The 18759-nt window shown below is 49.1% G+C and carries 18 protein-coding genes; 8 read left to right on the top strand and 10 right to left on the bottom strand.

The window, feature by feature from the left end; translation table 11 throughout:
* The first annotated feature begins 211 nt into the window (after window positions 1–211).
* Window positions 212–1915, top strand: a complete 1704-nt coding sequence (locus RSC70_RS18570; RefSeq protein ID WP_332543142.1) for a DUF3300 domain-containing protein — start codon at window positions 212–214, stop codon at window positions 1913–1915.
* Between the two features lie 45 nt (window positions 1916–1960).
* Here the strand turns inward: RSC70_RS18570 and RSC70_RS18575 are convergent, their stop codons facing one another.
* Complete coding sequence (locus RSC70_RS18575; protein ID WP_332543143.1) at window positions 1961–2962, bottom strand: zinc-binding alcohol dehydrogenase family protein; 1002 nt, start codon at window positions 2960–2962, stop codon at window positions 1961–1963.
* Between the two features lie 117 nt (window positions 2963–3079).
* Between RSC70_RS18575 and RSC70_RS18580 the strand changes: the two genes are divergently transcribed.
* Window positions 3080–3985: a LysR family transcriptional regulator gene (locus RSC70_RS18580; protein WP_332543144.1), complete on the top strand. Its 906-nt coding sequence runs from the start codon at window positions 3080–3082 to the stop codon at window positions 3983–3985.
* Window positions 3986–4182: 197 nt separating this feature from the next.
* On the opposite strand, the gene ettA is transcribed toward RSC70_RS18580, so the two are convergent.
* On the bottom strand, window positions 4183–5850 hold the full coding sequence (ettA, locus tag RSC70_RS18585; RefSeq protein WP_332543145.1) for an energy-dependent translational throttle protein EttA: 1668 nt from the start codon (window positions 5848–5850) through the stop codon (window positions 4183–4185).
* Window positions 5851–6413: 563 nt separating this feature from the next.
* Here ettA and cspE point away from each other — a divergent pair.
* The 3 genes from cspE to trpR all read left to right on the top strand — a co-directional run bounded on the left by cspE (window position 6414) and on the right by trpR (window position 9236).
* Entirely contained in the window at window positions 6414–6626 is a 213-nt protein-coding gene (gene cspE, locus RSC70_RS18590; protein ID WP_025801164.1) for a transcription antiterminator/RNA stability regulator CspE, read from the top strand.
* Between the two features lie 260 nt (window positions 6627–6886).
* Entirely contained in the window at window positions 6887–8815 is a 1929-nt protein-coding gene (gene sltY / locus RSC70_RS18595; RefSeq protein WP_332543147.1) for a murein transglycosylase, read from the top strand.
* 94 nt (window positions 8816–8909) lie between these two features.
* Complete coding sequence (trpR, locus tag RSC70_RS18600) at window positions 8910–9236, top strand: trp operon repressor (protein ID WP_043489340.1); 327 nt, start codon at window positions 8910–8912, stop codon at window positions 9234–9236.
* Window positions 9237–9317: 81 nt separating this feature from the next.
* Here the strand turns inward: trpR and yjjX are convergent, their stop codons facing one another.
* On the bottom strand, window positions 9318–9851 hold the full coding sequence (gene yjjX, locus RSC70_RS18605) for an inosine/xanthosine triphosphatase (protein WP_040046168.1): 534 nt from the start codon (window positions 9849–9851) through the stop codon (window positions 9318–9320).
* A gap of 52 nt (window positions 9852–9903) precedes the next feature.
* Here yjjX and gpmB point away from each other — a divergent pair, with 52 nt between their 5' ends.
* On the top strand, window positions 9904–10551 hold the full coding sequence (gene gpmB / locus RSC70_RS18610) for a 2,3-diphosphoglycerate-dependent phosphoglycerate mutase GpmB (protein ID WP_025801168.1): 648 nt from the start codon (window positions 9904–9906) through the stop codon (window positions 10549–10551).
* Here gpmB and robA read toward each other — a convergent pair.
* On the bottom strand, window positions 10548–11426 hold the full coding sequence (gene robA / locus RSC70_RS18615; protein ID WP_025801169.1) for an MDR efflux pump AcrAB transcriptional activator RobA: 879 nt from the start codon (window positions 11424–11426) through the stop codon (window positions 10548–10550). The two genes, gpmB and robA, sit on opposite strands and share 4 nt — an antisense overlap.
* 244 nt (window positions 11427–11670) lie before the next feature.
* On the opposite strand from robA, the gene creA reads away from it, so the two are divergent.
* A complete protein-coding gene (gene creA, locus RSC70_RS18620) occupies window positions 11671–12147 on the top strand; it encodes a protein CreA (RefSeq protein ID WP_046360381.1) in 477 nt (158 codons plus the stop codon).
* Window positions 12148–12221: 74 nt separating this feature from the next.
* On the opposite strand, the gene proS is transcribed toward creA, so the two are convergent.
* The 6 genes from proS to metN all read right to left on the bottom strand — a co-directional run bounded on the left by proS (window position 12222) and on the right by metN (window position 17900).
* A complete protein-coding gene (proS, locus tag RSC70_RS18625) occupies window positions 12222–13940 on the bottom strand; it encodes a proline--tRNA ligase (protein WP_025801171.1) in 1719 nt (572 codons plus the stop codon).
* Between the two features lie 119 nt (window positions 13941–14059).
* Window positions 14060–14767, bottom strand: coding sequence for a tRNA (N6-threonylcarbamoyladenosine(37)-N6)-methyltransferase TrmO (gene tsaA / locus RSC70_RS18630; protein ID WP_130970819.1), 708 nt, complete (start codon window positions 14765–14767; stop codon window positions 14060–14062).
* A complete protein-coding gene (gene rcsF / locus RSC70_RS18635) occupies window positions 14764–15183 on the bottom strand; it encodes an Rcs stress response system protein RcsF (protein ID WP_282808101.1) in 420 nt (139 codons plus the stop codon). The genes tsaA and rcsF overlap by 4 nt, the downstream gene beginning before the upstream one ends.
* A gap of 115 nt (window positions 15184–15298) precedes the next feature.
* Window positions 15299–16114, bottom strand: coding sequence for a MetQ/NlpA family lipoprotein (locus tag RSC70_RS18640; RefSeq protein WP_025801174.1), 816 nt, complete (start codon window positions 16112–16114; stop codon window positions 15299–15301).
* Between the two features lie 108 nt (window positions 16115–16222).
* Window positions 16223–16876, bottom strand: coding sequence for a methionine ABC transporter permease MetI (locus RSC70_RS18645; protein WP_332543146.1), 654 nt, complete (start codon window positions 16874–16876; stop codon window positions 16223–16225).
* The gene (gene metN / locus RSC70_RS18650; RefSeq protein WP_025801176.1) at window positions 16869–17900 is read right to left on the bottom strand and encodes a methionine ABC transporter ATP-binding protein MetN; all 1032 of its coding nucleotides are present in this window, start codon (window positions 17898–17900) and stop codon (window positions 16869–16871) included. The genes RSC70_RS18645 and metN overlap by 8 nt, the downstream gene beginning before the upstream one ends.
* Window positions 17901–18091: 191 nt before the next feature.
* Here metN and gmhB point away from each other — a divergent pair, with 191 nt between their 5' ends.
* Complete coding sequence (gene gmhB, locus RSC70_RS18655; RefSeq protein ID WP_040046173.1) at window positions 18092–18655, top strand: D-glycero-beta-D-manno-heptose 1,7-bisphosphate 7-phosphatase; 564 nt, start codon at window positions 18092–18094, stop codon at window positions 18653–18655.
* The last annotated feature ends 104 nt before the right edge of the window (window positions 18656–18759 follow it).

Here is an 18759-nt window from a genome sequence, read left to right on the forward strand (position 1 = left end):
TTGCGTGTATTGGCGGATTTATAGAGACAAAAATATCTGCTTTATTTCTCCTTTATTCCCTCTGCTTCTCCCCATCAACTAATTCTGTAGTGTGCTGTCATACATAATATTGAAACGGTCCATTTTAATTAATTGAGTTTCTGTGTTTGAGCGTGCGTTGTGATTAAACGCAGCACTATGCATTCAGAATATTGATTTCTGGAGAGTCAGAATGAATATGTCATTTAAACCGTCGATGATTGCGCTGCTTTGTGGCGTCGGTGCGGTTGCCGTTGCGGGTACAGTATTAGTGAAAAATGGGTATGTTTCGTGGCAACAACCTCAAGCCGCACAGACTCAGCCCGAAGCGCCAACGCCTGCTGTCGTAACGAAAACCTTTACCCAGCCGCAGCTTGATCAATTGGTTGCGCCAATAGCGCTTTATCCTGATCCCGTGTTGGCACAAATTCTGATGGCTTCTACCTATCCCTCTAACGTTGTTCAAGCAGTCCAGTGGTCGCGTGATAATCCGAAGGCACAGGGGGATTCAGCGGTTAAGCTGGTGGCGAATCAACCGTGGGATCCTAGCGTGAAATCGTTGGTCGCGCTGCCGCAGCTTTTAGCGTTGATGGGAGAAAATCCTGAGTGGGTGCAAAACTTAGGTGATGCTTTTTTAGCTCAACCTGATGATGTGATGAATACAGTGCAGAAATTGCGGCAGGCGGCGCAGAAGAATGGCTCGCTGACGTCAAATGCTCAACAGAAAGTGATTATTCAGCCAGCGAATACTACGAGTACCCCAAGCAAATCAACGACCGTGGTGGCGTCACAGCCGCAAACCATCATTATTGAGCCAACCAACCCGCAGGTTGTATATGTACCAAGCTACAACCCGAATGTGGTGTATGGCTCTTGGGCTACCCCCGCCTATCCGCCGGTTTATTTACCACCGCCTCCGGGGGAGCAATTTACCAATGGTTTGGTTTCCGGCATCGGGTTTGGTATTGGAGTGGCGACTACCTATGCTCTGTTTAGTAGCCTCGATTGGCATGATGACGATCACCACCACCACGATGACGATCATCACCACGACGATGGGTATCATGATGACGGCCACGGCGGGAATTACCATCAGGGCAATAACTACGTGAATAATAGCCATGTGAATATCAACGTTAATAACTATAACCACATTACCGGCGGGAACATCAGCGGGGCGACTCAATGGCAGCACAATCCGGCTTATCGCGCCGGCGTGCCGTATCACGATCCGGCGACGTCGCAGCACTTCATTTCTGGTACAACTCAGGCCAGCGTGAGCGGCAATTCGGCCAATAAAATTGATCTCAGCTCGCTGCATCAGCCAGTTGGGAATCAGCCGGTGTTATCGGGACAGACTCATTTATCGGCTAACCCAAATCTGACATCTAGCGACCAGCGCGCTAACGTACGTGGGCTTGATAACGGGGCTGCCCATATGAATAGCGCAGGCTTGCAACGTCAAAATGCGGAATCTGTGCTGCATAATCGTACTGAATCATCAATGCCGGTGCGCGCACCTATAAATCAGCATACCGCCGTAACCAGAAACCCCGTGGAACAGCATGTTGAGCGTGTGAGTCAGCCCAATATTCAGCATGTTAATGCTTCGCAAAATCATGCGTTGCAGAATGATTTTCAACAGCAGAAGCGGCAGCAACAGGTTCGACAACAACAGGGTCAGCAACAACAGGGCCAGCAACCAATAGTGCCGCGCTTTAATCAGCAGCAGCATGAGAACCTTTTTAGCGGTAACACAGGTGGGGCGCTGAATTGGCATTCGCAGCAAGAACGTGGAAATCAAGGTCACCCAATGATGCGTAGCCTGCCGCAACATAGCGTACCGGCGCATCCGGTGTTACCAGAACATAATAATTTGCAGGTGCATCAGCGCTAATGACCACGTCAGGCCTCTCCATGGGGAGAGGCCTGATACTGTGAATTAAAACTCAATCACCATCTTGCCACGCATCCGGCCTTCCGCGACTTTACTATGTGCTTTCTCCAGATTTTCGATAGAGAAACCGTGCAGGGTGTCGCTGAGCGTGCCCTGCAATTTCCCCTCATCAACTAACTTAGCCACCTGCTGAAGAATTTTGCCTTGCTCAGCGATATCTGGCGTATTGAACATGCTACGGGTGTACATGAATTCCCAATGCAGAGCCGCGCTTTTCATTTTTAAAGCAGACTGATCCAGCGGCTGGCTGTTTTCTACGATGGTACAGATTTGTCCCTGTGGGGCGATTAAATCGCAGATAGCGGCCCAGTGTCCGTCGGTATCATTCAAACAGAAGATGTAATCGACCTGTTTGATATCGTGCTTGGCAAGCTCGCCTTTTAGGTCATGCCAGTCAACGGTGAGATCGGCGCCACGATCGAGACACCATTGCGCCGACGAGGCATTTGAAGCCGTCGCAATCACTTTTACTTTTGCGTTTAAAGCGGCAAGTGAAATCGCCAAAGAGCCCACGCCACCTGCGCCGCCGATGATCAACAAGGTTTTGTCGGCATCAGCATCTTGAACTTTCAGGCGTTCGAATAAGCCTTCCCAAGCCGTTAGCGTGGTTAATGGCATAGCTGCGGCCTGCGCCCAGTTCATGCTTTGTGGTTTATGTGAAACGATCCGCGAGTCGATCAGCTGCTGAGTACTGTTACTGCCTGGGCGAGTAATGTCACCCGCGTACCAGACTTCATCTCCTACCTTGAATCCAGTGGCCTTGCTTCCAACGGCTAGCACCACGCCGCTGGCATCCCAGCCTAATACATGCGGCTGCTCCAACCCGTTTTTAATCAGGCTCTCGCGTACTTTGGTATCAACCGGATTTATCGAGACGGCTTTAACATCGACCAGCAAATCATAATCAGCTGGAGCGGAGATTTGTGGGTGAATAACGGTGAATTCTTTCGGGTTAGAAGGATCGACGGCGATAGCGGTAATAGTCATGGTAGGTCTCCAAAATAGAAACTGCGTTGAATGAAGTTAGTGTAGTTGAGCTGTTTTCCGATGATAAGATGGACAATCATTAACGCAGTGTTCTTTTATGACGAACAATGAGGCGAGATGTTTAATCAACTACAGGACATGGCGTTGTTTGCGCTGGTGGTGGAGTGTGGAAGTTTCACGGCCGCAGCACAGCGAGCCGGGCTACCTAAATCCAGCGTTAGCCAGCGAGTCAGCAATTTAGAACAGCAGCTTGGCCTGCGGCTGCTAAATCGCACTACCCGGCAACTCAATCTTACCTATGCAGGGGAGCGCTATTTGGTGCATTGCCGTGAAATGATCCAAGCCGCTGAGCGCGCGGATCTTAGCTTGCAACGTCTAAAAGAGAACCCTAGCGGACGCCTGCGGATCACTGCACCTGCGGGCATTGCGGTGACGCTATTGGCGCATGTGTGTAGTGATTTCCGCGCAAGTTATCCAGACGTAAGCTTGGAAGTTTACGTTTCAGACGTGATGAACGATCTGGTTCAAGATGGATTTGATTTCGCACTGCGTACGGGGAAGCCGCAGGATTCTTCGCTAGTGGGACGCCGTCTGGGGTATTCTCCGCGCTATCTTTTGGCCTCTCCGACTTATCTTTCGCGCTTTCCGCCGCTTGAACATCCTAAACAGTTGGAACAACACCAGTGTATCGCGCACCGTGCATGGCATGAGTGGGTGTTACAGCGTAAAGGGGAATTCTATCGCTGGGAGCTGCCAATGGATCATGCCGCCGATAATTTGTTGTATGTGCGGGAGTGCGTATTGGCTGGGGCTGGGATCTCATTATTGCCCGCATTTTTGTCGCAGGATTTGGTCGATCAAGAGCGTTTGGTGCGTGTATTACCCGGTTGGGAAGCGGAGGGAAATGAGCTGTATCTGGTTTATCCAAGTCGCAAGCTGAACTCGCCGGCGCTCGACCGATTCATTGAGGTTGCATTAAATCATCGCGCTTTTGCTCAATACAATCAGGCGCTACGCGATTAGCTGGCAGGCGGTGAGGGAGATAAAAGGCTCCCTTTGACAGTAATGCCGTTTGCTAAAGCTCGATTTTAGGGGGAGCACACCGATGGGGTCGTAGCGGCGTAAGCCGCCGGAGCGCCCCGCGGTGTGGTAGACCCGTGTATCTCGATCTTTTGAACGACATTACTCCTCGATAGGAGCCTTAATCACAGAGACTAAAACTATTTAGTCATCTTCTTGTACTTAATACGGTGTGGTTCTAATGCTTCAGCGCCCAGAGTACGTTTTTTGTATTCTTCGTATTCGGTGAAGTTACCTTCGAAGAATTCAACTTTACCTTCATCCTGATAATCCAGAATGTGGGTGGCGATACGGTCAAGGAACCAACGGTCATGGGAAATAACCATCGCGCAGCCTGGGAATTCCAACAGGGCGTTTTCTAAGGCGCGTAGGGTTTCGATGTCGAGGTCGTTGGTCGGTTCATCGAGCAGCAACATGTTACCGCCAACCTGCAGCAGTTTCGCTAAGTGCAGACGACCACGTTCACCACCGGACAGTTCGCCAACGCGTTTGCCTTGATCGACGCCTTTAAAGTTAAAGCGGCCAACATAGGCGCGGCTTGGCATCTCAAAGTTACCGATGCGCATGATGTCTTGGCCGTTAGAGACTTCTTCCCAAACGGTTTTTTTGTCATCCATGCTGTCACGGAACTGATCTACTGATGCCAGCACGACGGTTTCACCGAGATCGATATTGCCGGAATCTGGCTGTTCTTTGCCGGAAATCATACGGAACAGGGTAGATTTACCCGCACCGTTCGGGCCGATAATACCCACGATGGCGCCTTTCGGCAGCGCAAAGGAGAGGTCTTCAATCAGCAGGCGGTCGCCGTAAGATTTTGACAGGTTCTGAACTTCCAGCACTTTGTCACCCAGACGAGATCCTGGTGGAATGAACAGTTCGCTGGTTTCGTTACGCTTTTGATACTCAACGTTGTTGAGTTCTTCAAAGCGAGCCAAACGCGCTTTACCTTTAGACTGACGGCCTTTCGCGCCCTGACGCACCCATTCCAGCTCTTTCTCAATGGATTTACGACGAGCGGCTTCAGCCGAGGCTTCTTGCGCCAAACGCTGATCTTTTTGCTCCAACCAAGAAGAGTAGTTACCTTCCCATGGAATACCTTCACCACGGTCAAGTTCGAGGATCCAGCCTGCAACGTTATCCAAGAAGTAACGGTCATGGGTAATCGCCACCACGGTGCCTTCGTAGTCGTGCAGGAAGCGTTCCAGCCATGCCACGGACTCGGCGTCCAAGTGGTTGGTTGGTTCGTCGAGCAGCAACATGTCTGGTTTTTCCAGCAGCAGACGGCAAATTGCCACGCGGCGACGTTCACCACCGGACAGGTTAGCAATCTGTGCATCCCAGGCAGGCAGACGCAGTGCATCGGCAGCACGTTCTAACTGGTTATCCAAATTATGGCCGTCGTGAGACTGAATAATCGCCTCCAACTCGCCCTGTTCTTTAGCTAACTTATCAAAGTCCGCATCAGGATCGGCATACAGCGCATACACTTCGTCCAAACGGGTCAGTGCGCGTTTCACTTCGCCAACGGCTTCTTCAACCGCTTCACGCACGGTTTGGTCTGGATTAAGTTTTGGTTCCTGCGGCAGATAACCGATTTTGATCCCCGGCTGTGGGCGGGCTTCACCTTCGATTTCTGTATCAATGCCGGCCATGATGCGCAGCAGCGTTGATTTACCTGCGCCGTTTAGACCCAGAACACCAATTTTGGCTCCAGGGAAGAAACTAAGGGAAATGTCCTTCAAAATGTGACGCTTCGGCGGAACAATCTTGCCGACGCGGTGCATAGTATAGACGTATTGAGCCACGGCTATATACTCCTTGATTTATAAGGGTTTTACCTCTATCTCACAGATTCATGGGCGAGAGGCGGGGCATAAGCATTTAAATGACGTTCTGTCATTGGCGCGACAGGGCATTTTATGAAGGCGGAGTTTAGCCCGTTTTCGATTTTTATCCCAGCCATCGTCGCATGACAGGGGTGTTTAACGCGTAAATTTTGTAGGTTAAGTTATGCAAATATAGGGCATTTGGTGTTTATTTCATCGTTCAGATAAATGTTGCGTTAAGAATTTTCTTTCCTGCAGGCCGCGCCCGTGTTGGATTCTCCCCAAAATTACTACGGTTTATTCAAGAAGATTCAAAAATAGGTGTTGCTTATAAACCTAAGGCATGAGTAAATAGCGTCATCGGTTTGGAACACAGACCTTATGTGAAAGCAGTTTTAGTAAAGCAGTCCTCAGTTCAAGCGTTATCCTTAGATACCTCTTCTTCTCGTGAGTCTCCTCCTAAGTGCCCCCATAAGCTAGCTCTGACGACGAACCTCGTTCGCTGCAATAATGTGGCTTAAAAAATTGAAAGGAAGTATCTAATGTCTAATAAAATGACTGGTTTAGTAAAATGGTTCAACGCTGATAAAGGTTTCGGCTTCATTTCTCCTGCTGACGGCAGCAAAGATGTATTCGTACATTTCTCTGCAATCCAGAGCGATAGCTACAAATCTCTGGACGAAGGTCAGACCGTTGAGTTCACTATCGAGAATGGCGCTAAAGGCCCAGCAGCAGCTAACGTAGTAGCTCTGTAATCTCTATAGTTTAGTATTGTTTACGATAGCGATGACGGCATAGACCTGAGCAGTTAAAGAATACTGAAAAGAAAAACCCGCCTTGAGCGGGTTTTTTTATGCCCAAAATTCACTATCCCTTTGTTTTCCCTTCACGGTTGTTTATGTTAGTTGCTAGGCAACCTAAACGTAAAAGTTGTGAAGAAAGGCAGGGGCTAATGGAATGCTCTGCTAAAATCGCTGTCTATGAGTGGTATCGGTTTAAAGCGAGGAAAGGTGAGATGGTCATGGCGGACAATTGGCGTGCTTGGGGTATAGGTTTATGTTTAGTCGCTGTGTCCGGGAGCAGTTTTGCTGACTCTTTGGATGCTCAGCGTCAGCGTTATTTACAGGTAAAGCAGGCTTGGGACAGCAATCAGATGATGACGGTGAATCAGCTGATGCCAACGCTGCGCGATTATCCACTTTATCCTTATCTAGAATACCGCCAGCTAACACAGGATCTTGGTCAGGCTACGACGATTGAGATTAAAGATTTTATTGCTCGTAATCCGACCTTGCCTCCCGCTAAATCATTGCCGTCTCGTTATGTGAATGAGCTCTCTCGTCGCCAGGATTGGACTGGATTATTGGTGTTTAGCCCTCAGGCTCCCAAACCTATTGCGGCTCGCTGTAATTATTACTATGCCCAATACGCAACGGGCCATCAGCAAATAGCATGGGATGGCGCTCGTGATATCTGGCTAAGCGGCCAGTCACTGCCTACCAACTGCGACAAATTATTTGATGCGTGGAAAGCCTCTGGCGATCAGACGCCGCTGACCGTGCTTGAACGTATGCGTTTGGCGCTGAAGAAAGGCAATAACGGGCTGGTTAGCTTCTTAGCCAAGCAGCTTCCGCCTGATTATCAAACTATGGGCGATGCGCTTGCTAGCCTTCAGGCCGATCCTCGCAATGTCGAGGCATTTGCGCGTAGCGTGGGGCCAACCGATTTTACCCGCGACGCGACTGAAATCGCATTCTCCAGCTTGGCGCGTCAGAACGCTGATGAAGCACGCGCGATGCTTCCAACCTTGGTGCGATTGCAAAAAATTGGCGATAAACAGCGTCAGGCCATGGAAGATAGTATTGCGTGGCGCTTGATGGGCAGTGACGCCACCACCGATGATATTCGGTGGCGAGATAATGTGATTAAAAACAGCAACAGCGCTTCACTGATTGAACGCCGTGTGCGGTTAGCGTTAGGAAACGGTAATAAGCAGGAAATCCGCACATGGTTGGCTTTATTGCCCCAAGACGTGCGTAATAAAGACGAATGGCGCTACTGGAATGCGAGCGTCATGATTGAGGATGGCAAACGTAGCGAAGGTGAAAGCATCCTGCGTTCGTTGACTCAGCAGCGCGGATTCTATCCGATGGTGGCGGCTCAAAAACTGGGTATCACATATCCATTGCAGGTTGAGGTTGCGGATAAGCCATCTTCTAAGCTTACCAACGATCCTGCGATCGATCGTATCCGTGAACTGATGTATTGGAACATGGATAACACTGCGCGGAGCGAATGGGTTTCTCTCATTAGCAGTAAATCTAAACCGGAGCAGGCGGCTTTAGCGCGTTATGCGTTTGAGCAAAACTGGGCCGATCTCAGCGTTCAGGCGACGATCACCGCGAAGCTATGGGATCATTTAGAGGAACGTTTCCCAATGGCATGGCCGCAGCAATTCCGCCAAGCAACAGAAGATAAGGGAATTTCTCAGTCCTATGCGATGGCTATCGCACGCCAAGAAAGTGCTTGGAATCCAAAAGCTCAGTCACCGGTTGGGGCTAGTGGGTTGATGCAGGTGATGCCTAAAACCGCTGAGCACACGGCGCAAATGTTTAATTTGAGCAACTACGTCAACAGCAGCCAACTGCTCGATCCTATTACCAATATTCAGATTGGCACCAGCTATCTGGAATATGTGTATCAGAGTTTGGGGCGTAACCGTATTTTATCGAGTGCAGCTTATAACGCGGGGCCGTCTCGCGTGACTACGTGGCTCGGAAATACCGGCGGTCGCGTGGATGCAGTCGCCTTTATCGAGAGCATTCCTTTCTCGGAAACCCGTGGTTATGTGAAGAACGTCTTGGCTTATGACGCCTACTATCGTTACTTCATGAAGCGCCCAACCAAAATCCTGACCGATGCAGAATGGGAGCGCCGTTACTGATTTCTGTTCTGGATATCTTTGACTGCGCCAAGTTTATGGTATGCTGCCGTACTAGTTAATGAGTATTTTCTCACCAAGAGTATGGCAGCTAATCATGACAACGCGATCCCTGAATGATCCCGCGCTCAGCGCACAAGAAAATGATGACTGGCAACGTTTTGTTGAATTGCTACGGCAGGCGTTTGCCGAAGATTTACAAGGCCCGATGTTACAGCTTTTTTTGACGCCGGACGAAAGAACAGCATTGGCGACGCGGGTACGAATTATTGAAGAGTTGATGAAAGGCGAGATCAGCCAGCGTGAACTGAAAAGCCAGCTAGGCGCAGGCATTGCAACCATCACTCGCGGATCGAATAGTTTGAAAACAGCGCCCGCAGATCTGAAACAATGGTTAGAACAGCAGTTACTGACTGATAAATAGTATGGCGTTAAGTGAATTTCTATGCGATGGCTCGTTTGGGAGCCATCGTCAGATCGCTAGAGCGTCTAGTAAGGCGTATCGCTATTTTGTTTCTGCACGCTTCTGGAAGATTTCATTATGAAAAGGGACCAGAGCTAAAACTAACGCTTGGTGATAAACACTGGTGCGTGTCAGTACGCCGTTGGTAAAGACACCGATAGCGCCTTCGCGGCGGCCGATATCATTTGTTCCAGTAATCGCCTTCATTTCACTGCCTAAGGCTTTACCTTCTGCGATGCCTTGCAGGACAGATTCCGGCAGCATCAGGCTTGCTGAACGAGATTCTCCACGCATATGATGATTCTCAATCGTCATCCATGCGAAAGTCATATTCTCTTCAATACCCGCTTCAACACCGACCCAAAAATCAGCTTCCGGGCAAACTTGACGTGCGCACATTACTCTGTGGCGTGAGCCGGTTCGCGTTTCGTGATTTCCAATGGGTTGTTCGGGGACTCCACTATCAACTTCAATGCCTTCAATGCGATACTGGTCAGGACCAAAAACATCATCGAACGCCAGAGAAATAGCCTTAATTTTTGCGGGGTTGGTAGTTGCTGCTACAACATGGTACATAGTATTTCCAGCTTCCTATTAGCGCATTTCTCGCAGTATACGGAAAAAGTACATGACACAGGTATATCTTATTCGCCACGGTGAAACCGAGTGGAACGCAGAACGCCGGATTCAGGGACAATCCAACAGCCCATTGACCGAGTTAGGAGAACTTCAAGCGCGTCAGGTTGCGGCACGTTTGAGCCAGATGGGGATCACGCATGTGATTGCCAGCGATCTGGGGAGAACTCGCCAAACTGGGCAGGCCATCGCTGATGCCTGTGGATGTGAGCTCATTCTTGATTCGCGCCTGCGTGAACTGCATATGGGCGTATTAGAAGAGCGCTTGCTTGATTCGCTTTCCCCTGAGGAAGAGAAATGGCGTAAGCAGATGGTTGATGGTACGCCAGATGCGCGTATCCCCGAGGGAGAAAGCATGGCTGAACTGGCCACGCGCATGCGTGCCGCGTTGAATAGCTGCCTTGATTTACCCGAGGGAAGTCAGCCCGCATTGGTGAGCCACGGGATTGCCTTGGGCGCGTTGTTAGGGACTATTTTAGGGTTACCGCCACACGCAGAGCGACGTTTGCGCTTGCGTAACTGTTCGCTATCACGGGTAGATTATCAGCAAAGCCCTTGGCTGGCGCCAGGATGGGTGGTTGAAAGTGCAGGTGATATCCATCATCTGGATAGACCTGCACTTGATGAGATCCAGCGTTAATCTTCTTCGCGACGGGTCGGAATCAGATACTCGCAGCAGATATGTTTAGGTGGTCGCTGCGAGGAATCCGTCTGTGGATGGAAGCGCTCGATATCGTAACCTTTACGACGCACCAGATTTAGCGTTGGTAATGTGGTGCCGTAAAGGTTCAGGATAAATTCCTGGAATCCTTCAGCTGGGCCGTTATAGCAAAACTGGGCATATTCGCCGCCGAGAAGAGTTATCGACTGCACTTCTTTCGTGACATCAGGTGGCAAATGCTCAATTTCTAGCGCGGTGGTATACAACACTTCTTGCTCATCATCTTTATCTAAACTTGGGCGAGAGTGGTGTAATCCATACAGAACCGGCGGGATGTTTTTCACATCGTGCAGGAAATCGTGCCAGAATTGGCTACGCAGTTCGGTACGGACTTTGCTGATTTGCTCCAGCGTGCAGGTATAACATTGCGTGATACCCACCAAGGATATGCTAGGCAGCGTTATAAACTCAGGTTGAATCAAATTGCTCAGACCCAAACGAATCGGTGGGCACATTCCGTAAGCATGCCAATCTTCCGCGCGGCGATAAAGCGCAGGAGTTTGATTAAACTGCTTCTTAAAGGCGCGAGTGAACGTCTGCTGTGAGTCAAAACGGTATTGCAGTGCGATATCTAAAATTGGGCGACTGGTTAGTCGAAGTGCCACGGCGGCCTTAGATAAACGGCGTGCGCGTATATAGGCACCAATGGCTTGACCAGTGACTTCCTTGAACATCCGTTGCAGGTGCCATTTAGAATATCCCGCTTTGGCTGCGACGTTATCGAGCGATAGTGGTTGGTCTAAGTGTCCTTCCAACCAGCTTAACAGGTCACGAATAATACTGGCCTGATCCATATAGCATCCTCAAAAGCAGTAATGAACGTAAACAGCAACTAAGCGGCATAATAGCAACTTTTTAGGCCTTAGACTTATATTAAGGTTTTTTCAGCGCAAAGAGTGCTATGCAGGTGTGAGCCGTGCTGTAAGATTTAGAACTTTTATATACTATGTAATTACGTTCGTTTTATTAATAACTGGCGTGATTATAATTATCCGAGGTAGCTAGGTGAACAAATTTTTTGTAGGGTTATGTTTCACAATGACTGCGATGATGTCTGCAGCCCATGCAGAACAGATCGGTTCCGTTGATACGGTGTTTAAAATTCTGGGTCCTGACCACAAAATTGTGGTTGAGGCATTTGACGATCCAGACATTAAAAATGTGACTTGCTACATTAGCCGAGCGAAAACTGGCGGTATTAAAGGTGGTTTAGGATTAGCAGAAGATACTGCTGATGCCGCGATCTCTTGCCAGCAGGTTGGGCCAATCGCAATAAGCGAAAAGATTAAGAATAAAAAATCTGATGGGGAAGTTGTTTTTCGTAAACGCACTTCATTGGTGTTTAAAAAATTACAGGTGGTACGTTTTTACGATCCCGCTCGTAACGCTTTAGTCTATTTGACGTATTCCGATAAAGTTGTGGATGGTTCTCCGAAGAACGCCATCAGCGCAGTGCCTATTATGCCTTGGGCTACTGCCGAAACGAGCGTTCCAGCTGCCGCTGCGGCACAGTGATTTAACGTTGAATCATCTAGTTACAAAAAGGCCGACATTACTGTCGGCCTTTTTTACTTCTCATACTATCGGCTTTAGCGTTTGATTCGCGCCAGTAAGAAATCTTCGATTTCACCGGTTTTAATCATTTGCTTATCGCCGCTGCGACGATGCTTATATTCAATTTCATCGCTGTCGAGATTACGGTCGCCGATAACGATGGTATGCGGTACACCAATCAGTTCCATATCCGCAAACATCACGCCTGGACGCTCTTTACGGTCATCCATAATCACGTCGATGCCTTTTGCGCGCAGGCTATCGTACAGAGACTCTGCCAAATCTTTCACGCGGAAAGACTTATGCATATTCATTGGCAGAATAGCGACTTGGAACGGTGCAATAGCGTCTGGCCAGATAATGCCACGGTCGTCATGATTCTGTTCGATTGCGGCAGCAACAACGCGTGTTACCCCAATTCCGTAGCAGCCCATCGTCATTAACTGGTTACGGCCATCTTCGCCTTGGACAGTGGCTTTCAATGCTTCGGTATATTTAGTGCCGAGCTGGAAGATATGGCCAACTTCGATGCCGCGTTTGATCAGCAACGTGCCTTTGCCATCTGGGCTTGGATCGCCTGCAACCACGTTACGGATATCGGCAACCTGTGGCAACGGCAGATCGCGTTCCCAGTTGATGCCAAAGTAATGTTTGCCGTCAATGTTAGCGCCTGCGCCAAAATCACTCATCATGGCAACGGTGCGATCAACGACGACTGGAACGGTCATATTGATTGGGCCTAATGAGCCTGGACCCGCATTTACGACAGCACGAATTTCTGCTTCGGTTGCAAACGTCAGTGGGCTGGCAACCATTTCCAGTTTTTCAGCTTTCACTTCGTTCAGTTCGTGATCGCCACGAACCAGCAGAGCCACTAACGCATGACCGCTCTCTTTGGTGGCATGAACCAGCAGAGTTTTAACGGTTTTTTCAACCGGCAGATTAAACTGTTCGGTTAATTCAGCGATGGTTTTGGCGTTTGGTGTATCAATGATGCGCAGTTCTTCCGTTGGCGCAGCGCGTTCACCTTTCGGTGCTACGGCTTCGGCCAATTCGATGTTTGCTGCATAGTCAGATTCGTTGGAGAAAATGACATCATCTTCACCGCTTTGTGCCAGCACTTGGAATTCGTGGGAAGCGCTACCGCCAATAGAACCGGTATCCGCTTGAACTGGGCGGAAATCCAAATCCATACGACTAAAGATTTTGTTATAAGCAGCAAACATCTTGTCGTAGGTTTCTTGCAATGATTCCTGAGAGGTATGGAAAGAATAAGCATCTTTCATCAGGAATTCACGCGAACGCATAACGCCAAAACGTGGGCGAACTTCATCACGGAATTTGGTTTGAATCTGGAAGAAGTTTAGTGGTAGCTGCTTATAAGAGCTGATCTCATTGCGCACCATATCGGTGATAACTTCTTCGTGGGTTGGACCCAATACAAATGGACGTTCGCCGCGATCGACGAAGCGCAGCAGCTCAGGACCATACTGTTCCCAACGACCGCTTTCCTGCCACAGATCCGCAGGCTGAACTACGGGCATGGACACTTCGATTGCGCCGGCGTTGTTCATCTCTTCACGGACGATGTTTTCAACTTTTTTCAGAACACGCAGACCGGTAGGCATCCAGGTATACAGACCGGAGGCGAGTTTACGGATCATTCCGGCACGTAGCATCAGTTGATGACTGATAACTTCGGCGTCGGCTGGAGTCTCCTTCAGAGTGGAGAGCAGATATTGGCTTGTACGCATGTGTATTGTTCCGTTAGAACGCAATATGTATCAGACCGTCGGGAAAGGCGGCCAAAATAAAGAAAAGTGGCTTAGTTTACCAGTGACGGCGAGTTGTCAAAAGAGAAGGGCATGAAATTCTAGACTGAATTCAGGTCGATCACTTCGGTTATGCCATTTTTCACCTGCCAACGCACGTTAAAATCGAGCAGATGCACGGCATAAATGCGATCTTCGCTCTCTCCCTTGCGGTAGGCCGGACGAGGATCCTGCGCCAGCACCTGCTGGATAAATCGCTGCAGATGAGGATAGCGCTGCTGGTGTTGACCGATTTGCTGTTGGGCAACTTCCGAGAAACTGACGGGCATATCTGCCAGAGGCGCGTCTTGAGCAAAACCACCGCGAGCCTGAGGTTGGCTTTCAGCAAAAGGCAGGTAAGGCTTGATATCGATGATCGGCGTGCCGTCGACCAAGTCGAGGCTACCCAGCTTCAATATAACTTTGCCGCCTTTAGTCTCTACAGATTTTAGCTCAACTAATGACATACCAATCGGATTCGGGCGAAACGTGGAGCGCGTGGCGAAAACGCCCATGCGCGCATTTCCCCCTAGGCGAGGTGGGCGAACCGTTGGACGCCATCCACCTTCCATCGTTTGATGAAAGACAAAAACGATCCACAAATGGCTAAACTCTTCGAGACCACGCACCGCTTCGGGCTGGTTATAAGGCGCGATGAGTTCAAGTTCGCCACCGCCATCTTCAATGAGCCCCGGCTGTCGAGGGATAGCAAATTTCTCTTTATAAGGAGAGCGAATGAGCCCGATAGTATCGAAGGTAAACTGATTCATTGCTTCGAAACATTGAGCGCAGAGCCTTTGCACATAGCTTGTTGGTAGCAACCTTGTGCATCGGTGACGACTTGGCATTGATGCAGTAACACTGCGTTGGCCTTCATTGTTGAAGCTTTAATTTGCATACGCTTGCGCGCCGTGGCCAGATTCGGGGGTGAGTCTTGCTCTGTTGCTTGGCAAACAGTGCCTGTTACTTCGCCTAAATCACGGAAAGGCTTACCGACCAAGTCTTCGGCATTGTCATACACTTTTACCGGACGCGGTTTGGGCTGAGTCGGCTTGGTGGTTTTTGTTGTGCTTACCTGTGCTTTTGCCGGTTCAACGGGCGTGGTATTTTCTGATTTCGAGTGCAGTAAAGAACAGCCGGACAAAGCCAAAGTGGCAGCGAGCAAGCATAAAGGTAATGCACGCATAAATGTTTCCTGATTTTTATAAAAGTGAGTGCTATTGAATCAAGGTATGGCAGAAATGACAAGACGGGCATTCGCCCGTCTTGAAGATATTACGTACTATAACAGCGCGAGGCAATTACCAGCCTTTAACTGCACCACCGTTAAAGATTTTATTGGCAGCGTTGTAAACTTCGTCAGATTGATAAGCCTGAACGAATTTCTTCACGTTCTCTGCATCTTTATTGTCTTCACGAGCCACGATCAGGTTTACGTATGGAGAATCTTTATCTTCAACGAAGATACCGTCTTTGGCTGGAGTCAGGCCAATTTGGCTTGCATAGGTGGTGTTGATAACCGCCAGAGCAATTTGTGCATCGTCCAGTGAACGTGGCAATTGTGGTGCTTCCAGCTCAACCAGCTTAAGTTTTTTCGGGTTCTCGGTCACGTCCAACACGGTTGGCAGCAAGCCAATGCCGTCTTTTAGTTTAATCAGACCCACTTTTTGCAGCAGTAACAGTGAACGGCCAAGGTTAGTTGGGTCGTTTGGTAAGGCAACCTGAGAGCCATCTTGCAGTTCGCTCAGAGATTTAATTTTCTTCGAGTAGCCCGCAATTGGGTAAACGAAGGTGCTACCAACTGGAACTAGTTTGTAGCCACGATCTTTGATTTGCTGATCCAGATAAGGTTTATGCTGGAAAGCATTCGCATCAATATCGCCTTTGCTCAATGCTTCGTTAGGCAGAACGTAGTCGTTAAATGTAACCAGCTCAACGTCCAGACCGTATTTGTCTTTGGCAACTTTCTGTGCAACTTCGGCAACCTGCTGCTCAGCCCCGACAATAACGCCTACTTTAATATGGTTTGGATCTTTTTCTTCCTGACCACAGCCCGCCAGCGCCAGAGAACCCAGAAGTGCGCCAACGACAGCAATCGACTTAAACTTTAATGACATACCCTTATCCTTCTTTTGACTTGTTCTTGAGACATTGTTGTTGAGACGTTGTTTTTGAAACATCGTGTGGCGCACCATAGCGAGCGCCGTTTTTATTATTAGACTGCTTTATTTGCGGCTGACCGCTTTAACAATGCGATCGCCACTAAACTGGATCAGATACACTAAAATCACTAAGAATACTAATACCGTATTCATCACGGTTGCGTTATATCCGATATAACCATACTGATAACCAATCTGTCCTAGACCGCCAGCACCGACTGCACCGCCCATTGCGGAGTAGCCCACTAAGGTAATCAATGTGATGGTTGCCGCATTGACCAAGCCTGGAAGCGCTTCCGGTAATAAAATTTTGTTGATGATCTGCATCGGCGTTGCGCCCATGGCTCGTGAAGCTTCAATCAGCCCTGTCGGAATTTCCAGTAGCGCATTTTCAACCATACGAGCGATAAACGGCGCTGCACCAACGGTCAGTGGCACTAATGCTGCCTGTAAACCGATAGATGTTCCTACGATGACGCGGGTAAAAGGAATCATCCACACCAAGAGAATAATGAACGGTATGGAACGGAAGATGTTAACCAATGCGGAAAGCAGGTTATACAGCTTGGCGTTTTCCCAAATTTGTCCCGGACGCGTTATATAAAGAAGCACGCCGACAGGGAGACCGATAACAAAGCCAAAGAAGCCAGATACAAAGGTCATGACGACGGTTTCCCAAATGCCTCGGCCCATTAACCACATCATTGCCTCAGACATAACCCAGTACCTCTACTTTTACCTGATGATTCTTGAAAAACTCAATAGCAGATAACGCATCTGCGTCATCACCGTGCAGCTCGGCTAACATCACGCCAAATTTAACGCCGCCGGCATAATCCATTTGAGAACTTAAAATACTAATATCGACATTGAAACGACGAACGGCCTGAGAGATTAGCGGTGCGTCAACGGACTGACCGGTAAATTCAAGGCGCAGCAGCGGTTGTGTATCCGGTTTACGATCTGGCGTCATGCGAGCAGCAAAATCGTCTGGAATATCTAAATGCAGCGTGGAATGAATGAACTGCTGCGCGAGCGGTGTTTTCGGATGAGAGAACACTTCGCCAACGGTGCCTTGCTCAATCAGTTGACCATCGCTAATCACGGCCACCTGATCGCAAATACGCTTTACGACGTCCATTTCGTGAGTGATCAGAAGAATTGTCAGCCCCAAACGGCGGTTAATGTCTTTCAGCAGTTCCAAAATAGAGCGCGTGGTTGCAGGATCAAGTGCGCTGGTGGCTTCATCACACAGCAGGACTTTTGGGTTGCTCGCTAATGCACGGGCAATCGCCACGCGCTGTTTCTGCCCGCCAGACAGATTCGCGGGATAGGCATCCCGTTTATCGCTAAGGCCGACCAGATCTAATAGTTCGCTGACGCGACGCGTGATTTCGCTGCGCGGCGTGTTATCTAACTCCAGCGGCAGGGCGATGTTCCCTGCAACAGTACGCGATGAGAGCAGGTTAAAGTGCTGGAAGATCATGCCGATCTGACGGCGCGCTTTAGTCAGTGCGCTTTCGGAAAGCGCAGTCATATCCTGATCGCCAACCAAAACGGTACCGCTGGTCGGGCGTTCGAGCAGGTTTACGCAACGAATCAGTGTACTTTTACCGGCACCGGAAGAACCGATGACGCCATAAATTTGCCCGGCAGGGACGTGTAATGACACGTCTGACAGCGCTTTAATCTGGCGCTGGCCCTGCTGAAAAACCTTGGTGATATTTGTAAGTTTAATCATTTTTATATTTTTACTTTTGGTGTTGCCCGTGGCAGATAAAAAGCAAACTTTGGGAAAGCCCAAAGTATTAAACTGGATGTTAAGGCGTCTAGACGTCTAAGTCAACAGGTGTCGAGTGCGCTAGAGACTCTCCCTTTCATGTAAATCGTGCGATACTGAGCGGTATCTAACGCCATAAGGAGTGAATATCTGTGGCCCAGCTTGTTCCCGCAATTTTTTTAGATCGTGATGGCACGATTAACGTCGATCACGGATATGTTCATGAAAGCGATAACTTCCAGTTTATAGATGGTGTCATTGACGCCATGGCTGAGCTGAAAGAAATGGGGTATGCCTTAGTATTGGTCACGAACCAGTCCGGTATTGCTCGCGGTATGTTTACCGAAGATCAGTTTATGCATCTCACCGAATGGATGGATTGGTCTTTGGCCGATCGCGGCGTTGACTTGGACGGCGTCTACTATTGTCCGCATCACCCTGAGGGAACGGTAGAAGAATTCCGTCAGACATGTGATTGCCGCAAGCCGCAGCCAGGTATGCTGCTATCCGCTAAAGAAGAGTTAAATATCGATATGAGCGCTTCTTATATAGTAGGCGATAAAATCGAAGACCTATTGGCGGGTGAAGCAGCTAGCGTGGGAACCAAAGTATTGGTGCGCACAGGTAAACCCGTCACGCCAGAAGCAGAGGCCAAGGCGGATTTAGTGATAAAGAGCCTTGCTGACTTGCCAAAAGCGATAAAACAGCGGGTTTAGTGCACTAAATGGCTGAAAATAAGCCAAACAGAAAAAAAATTGCAATTAGGGGTTGTCAGCCCGCGAGAACTCCCTATAATGCGCCTCCATCGACACGGAACATG

Origin of the sequence: Hafnia sp. (assembly GCF_036648275.1) — a bacterium.
GTDB classification, from domain to species: Bacteria; Pseudomonadota; Gammaproteobacteria; order Enterobacterales; family Enterobacteriaceae; genus Hafnia; species Hafnia alvei.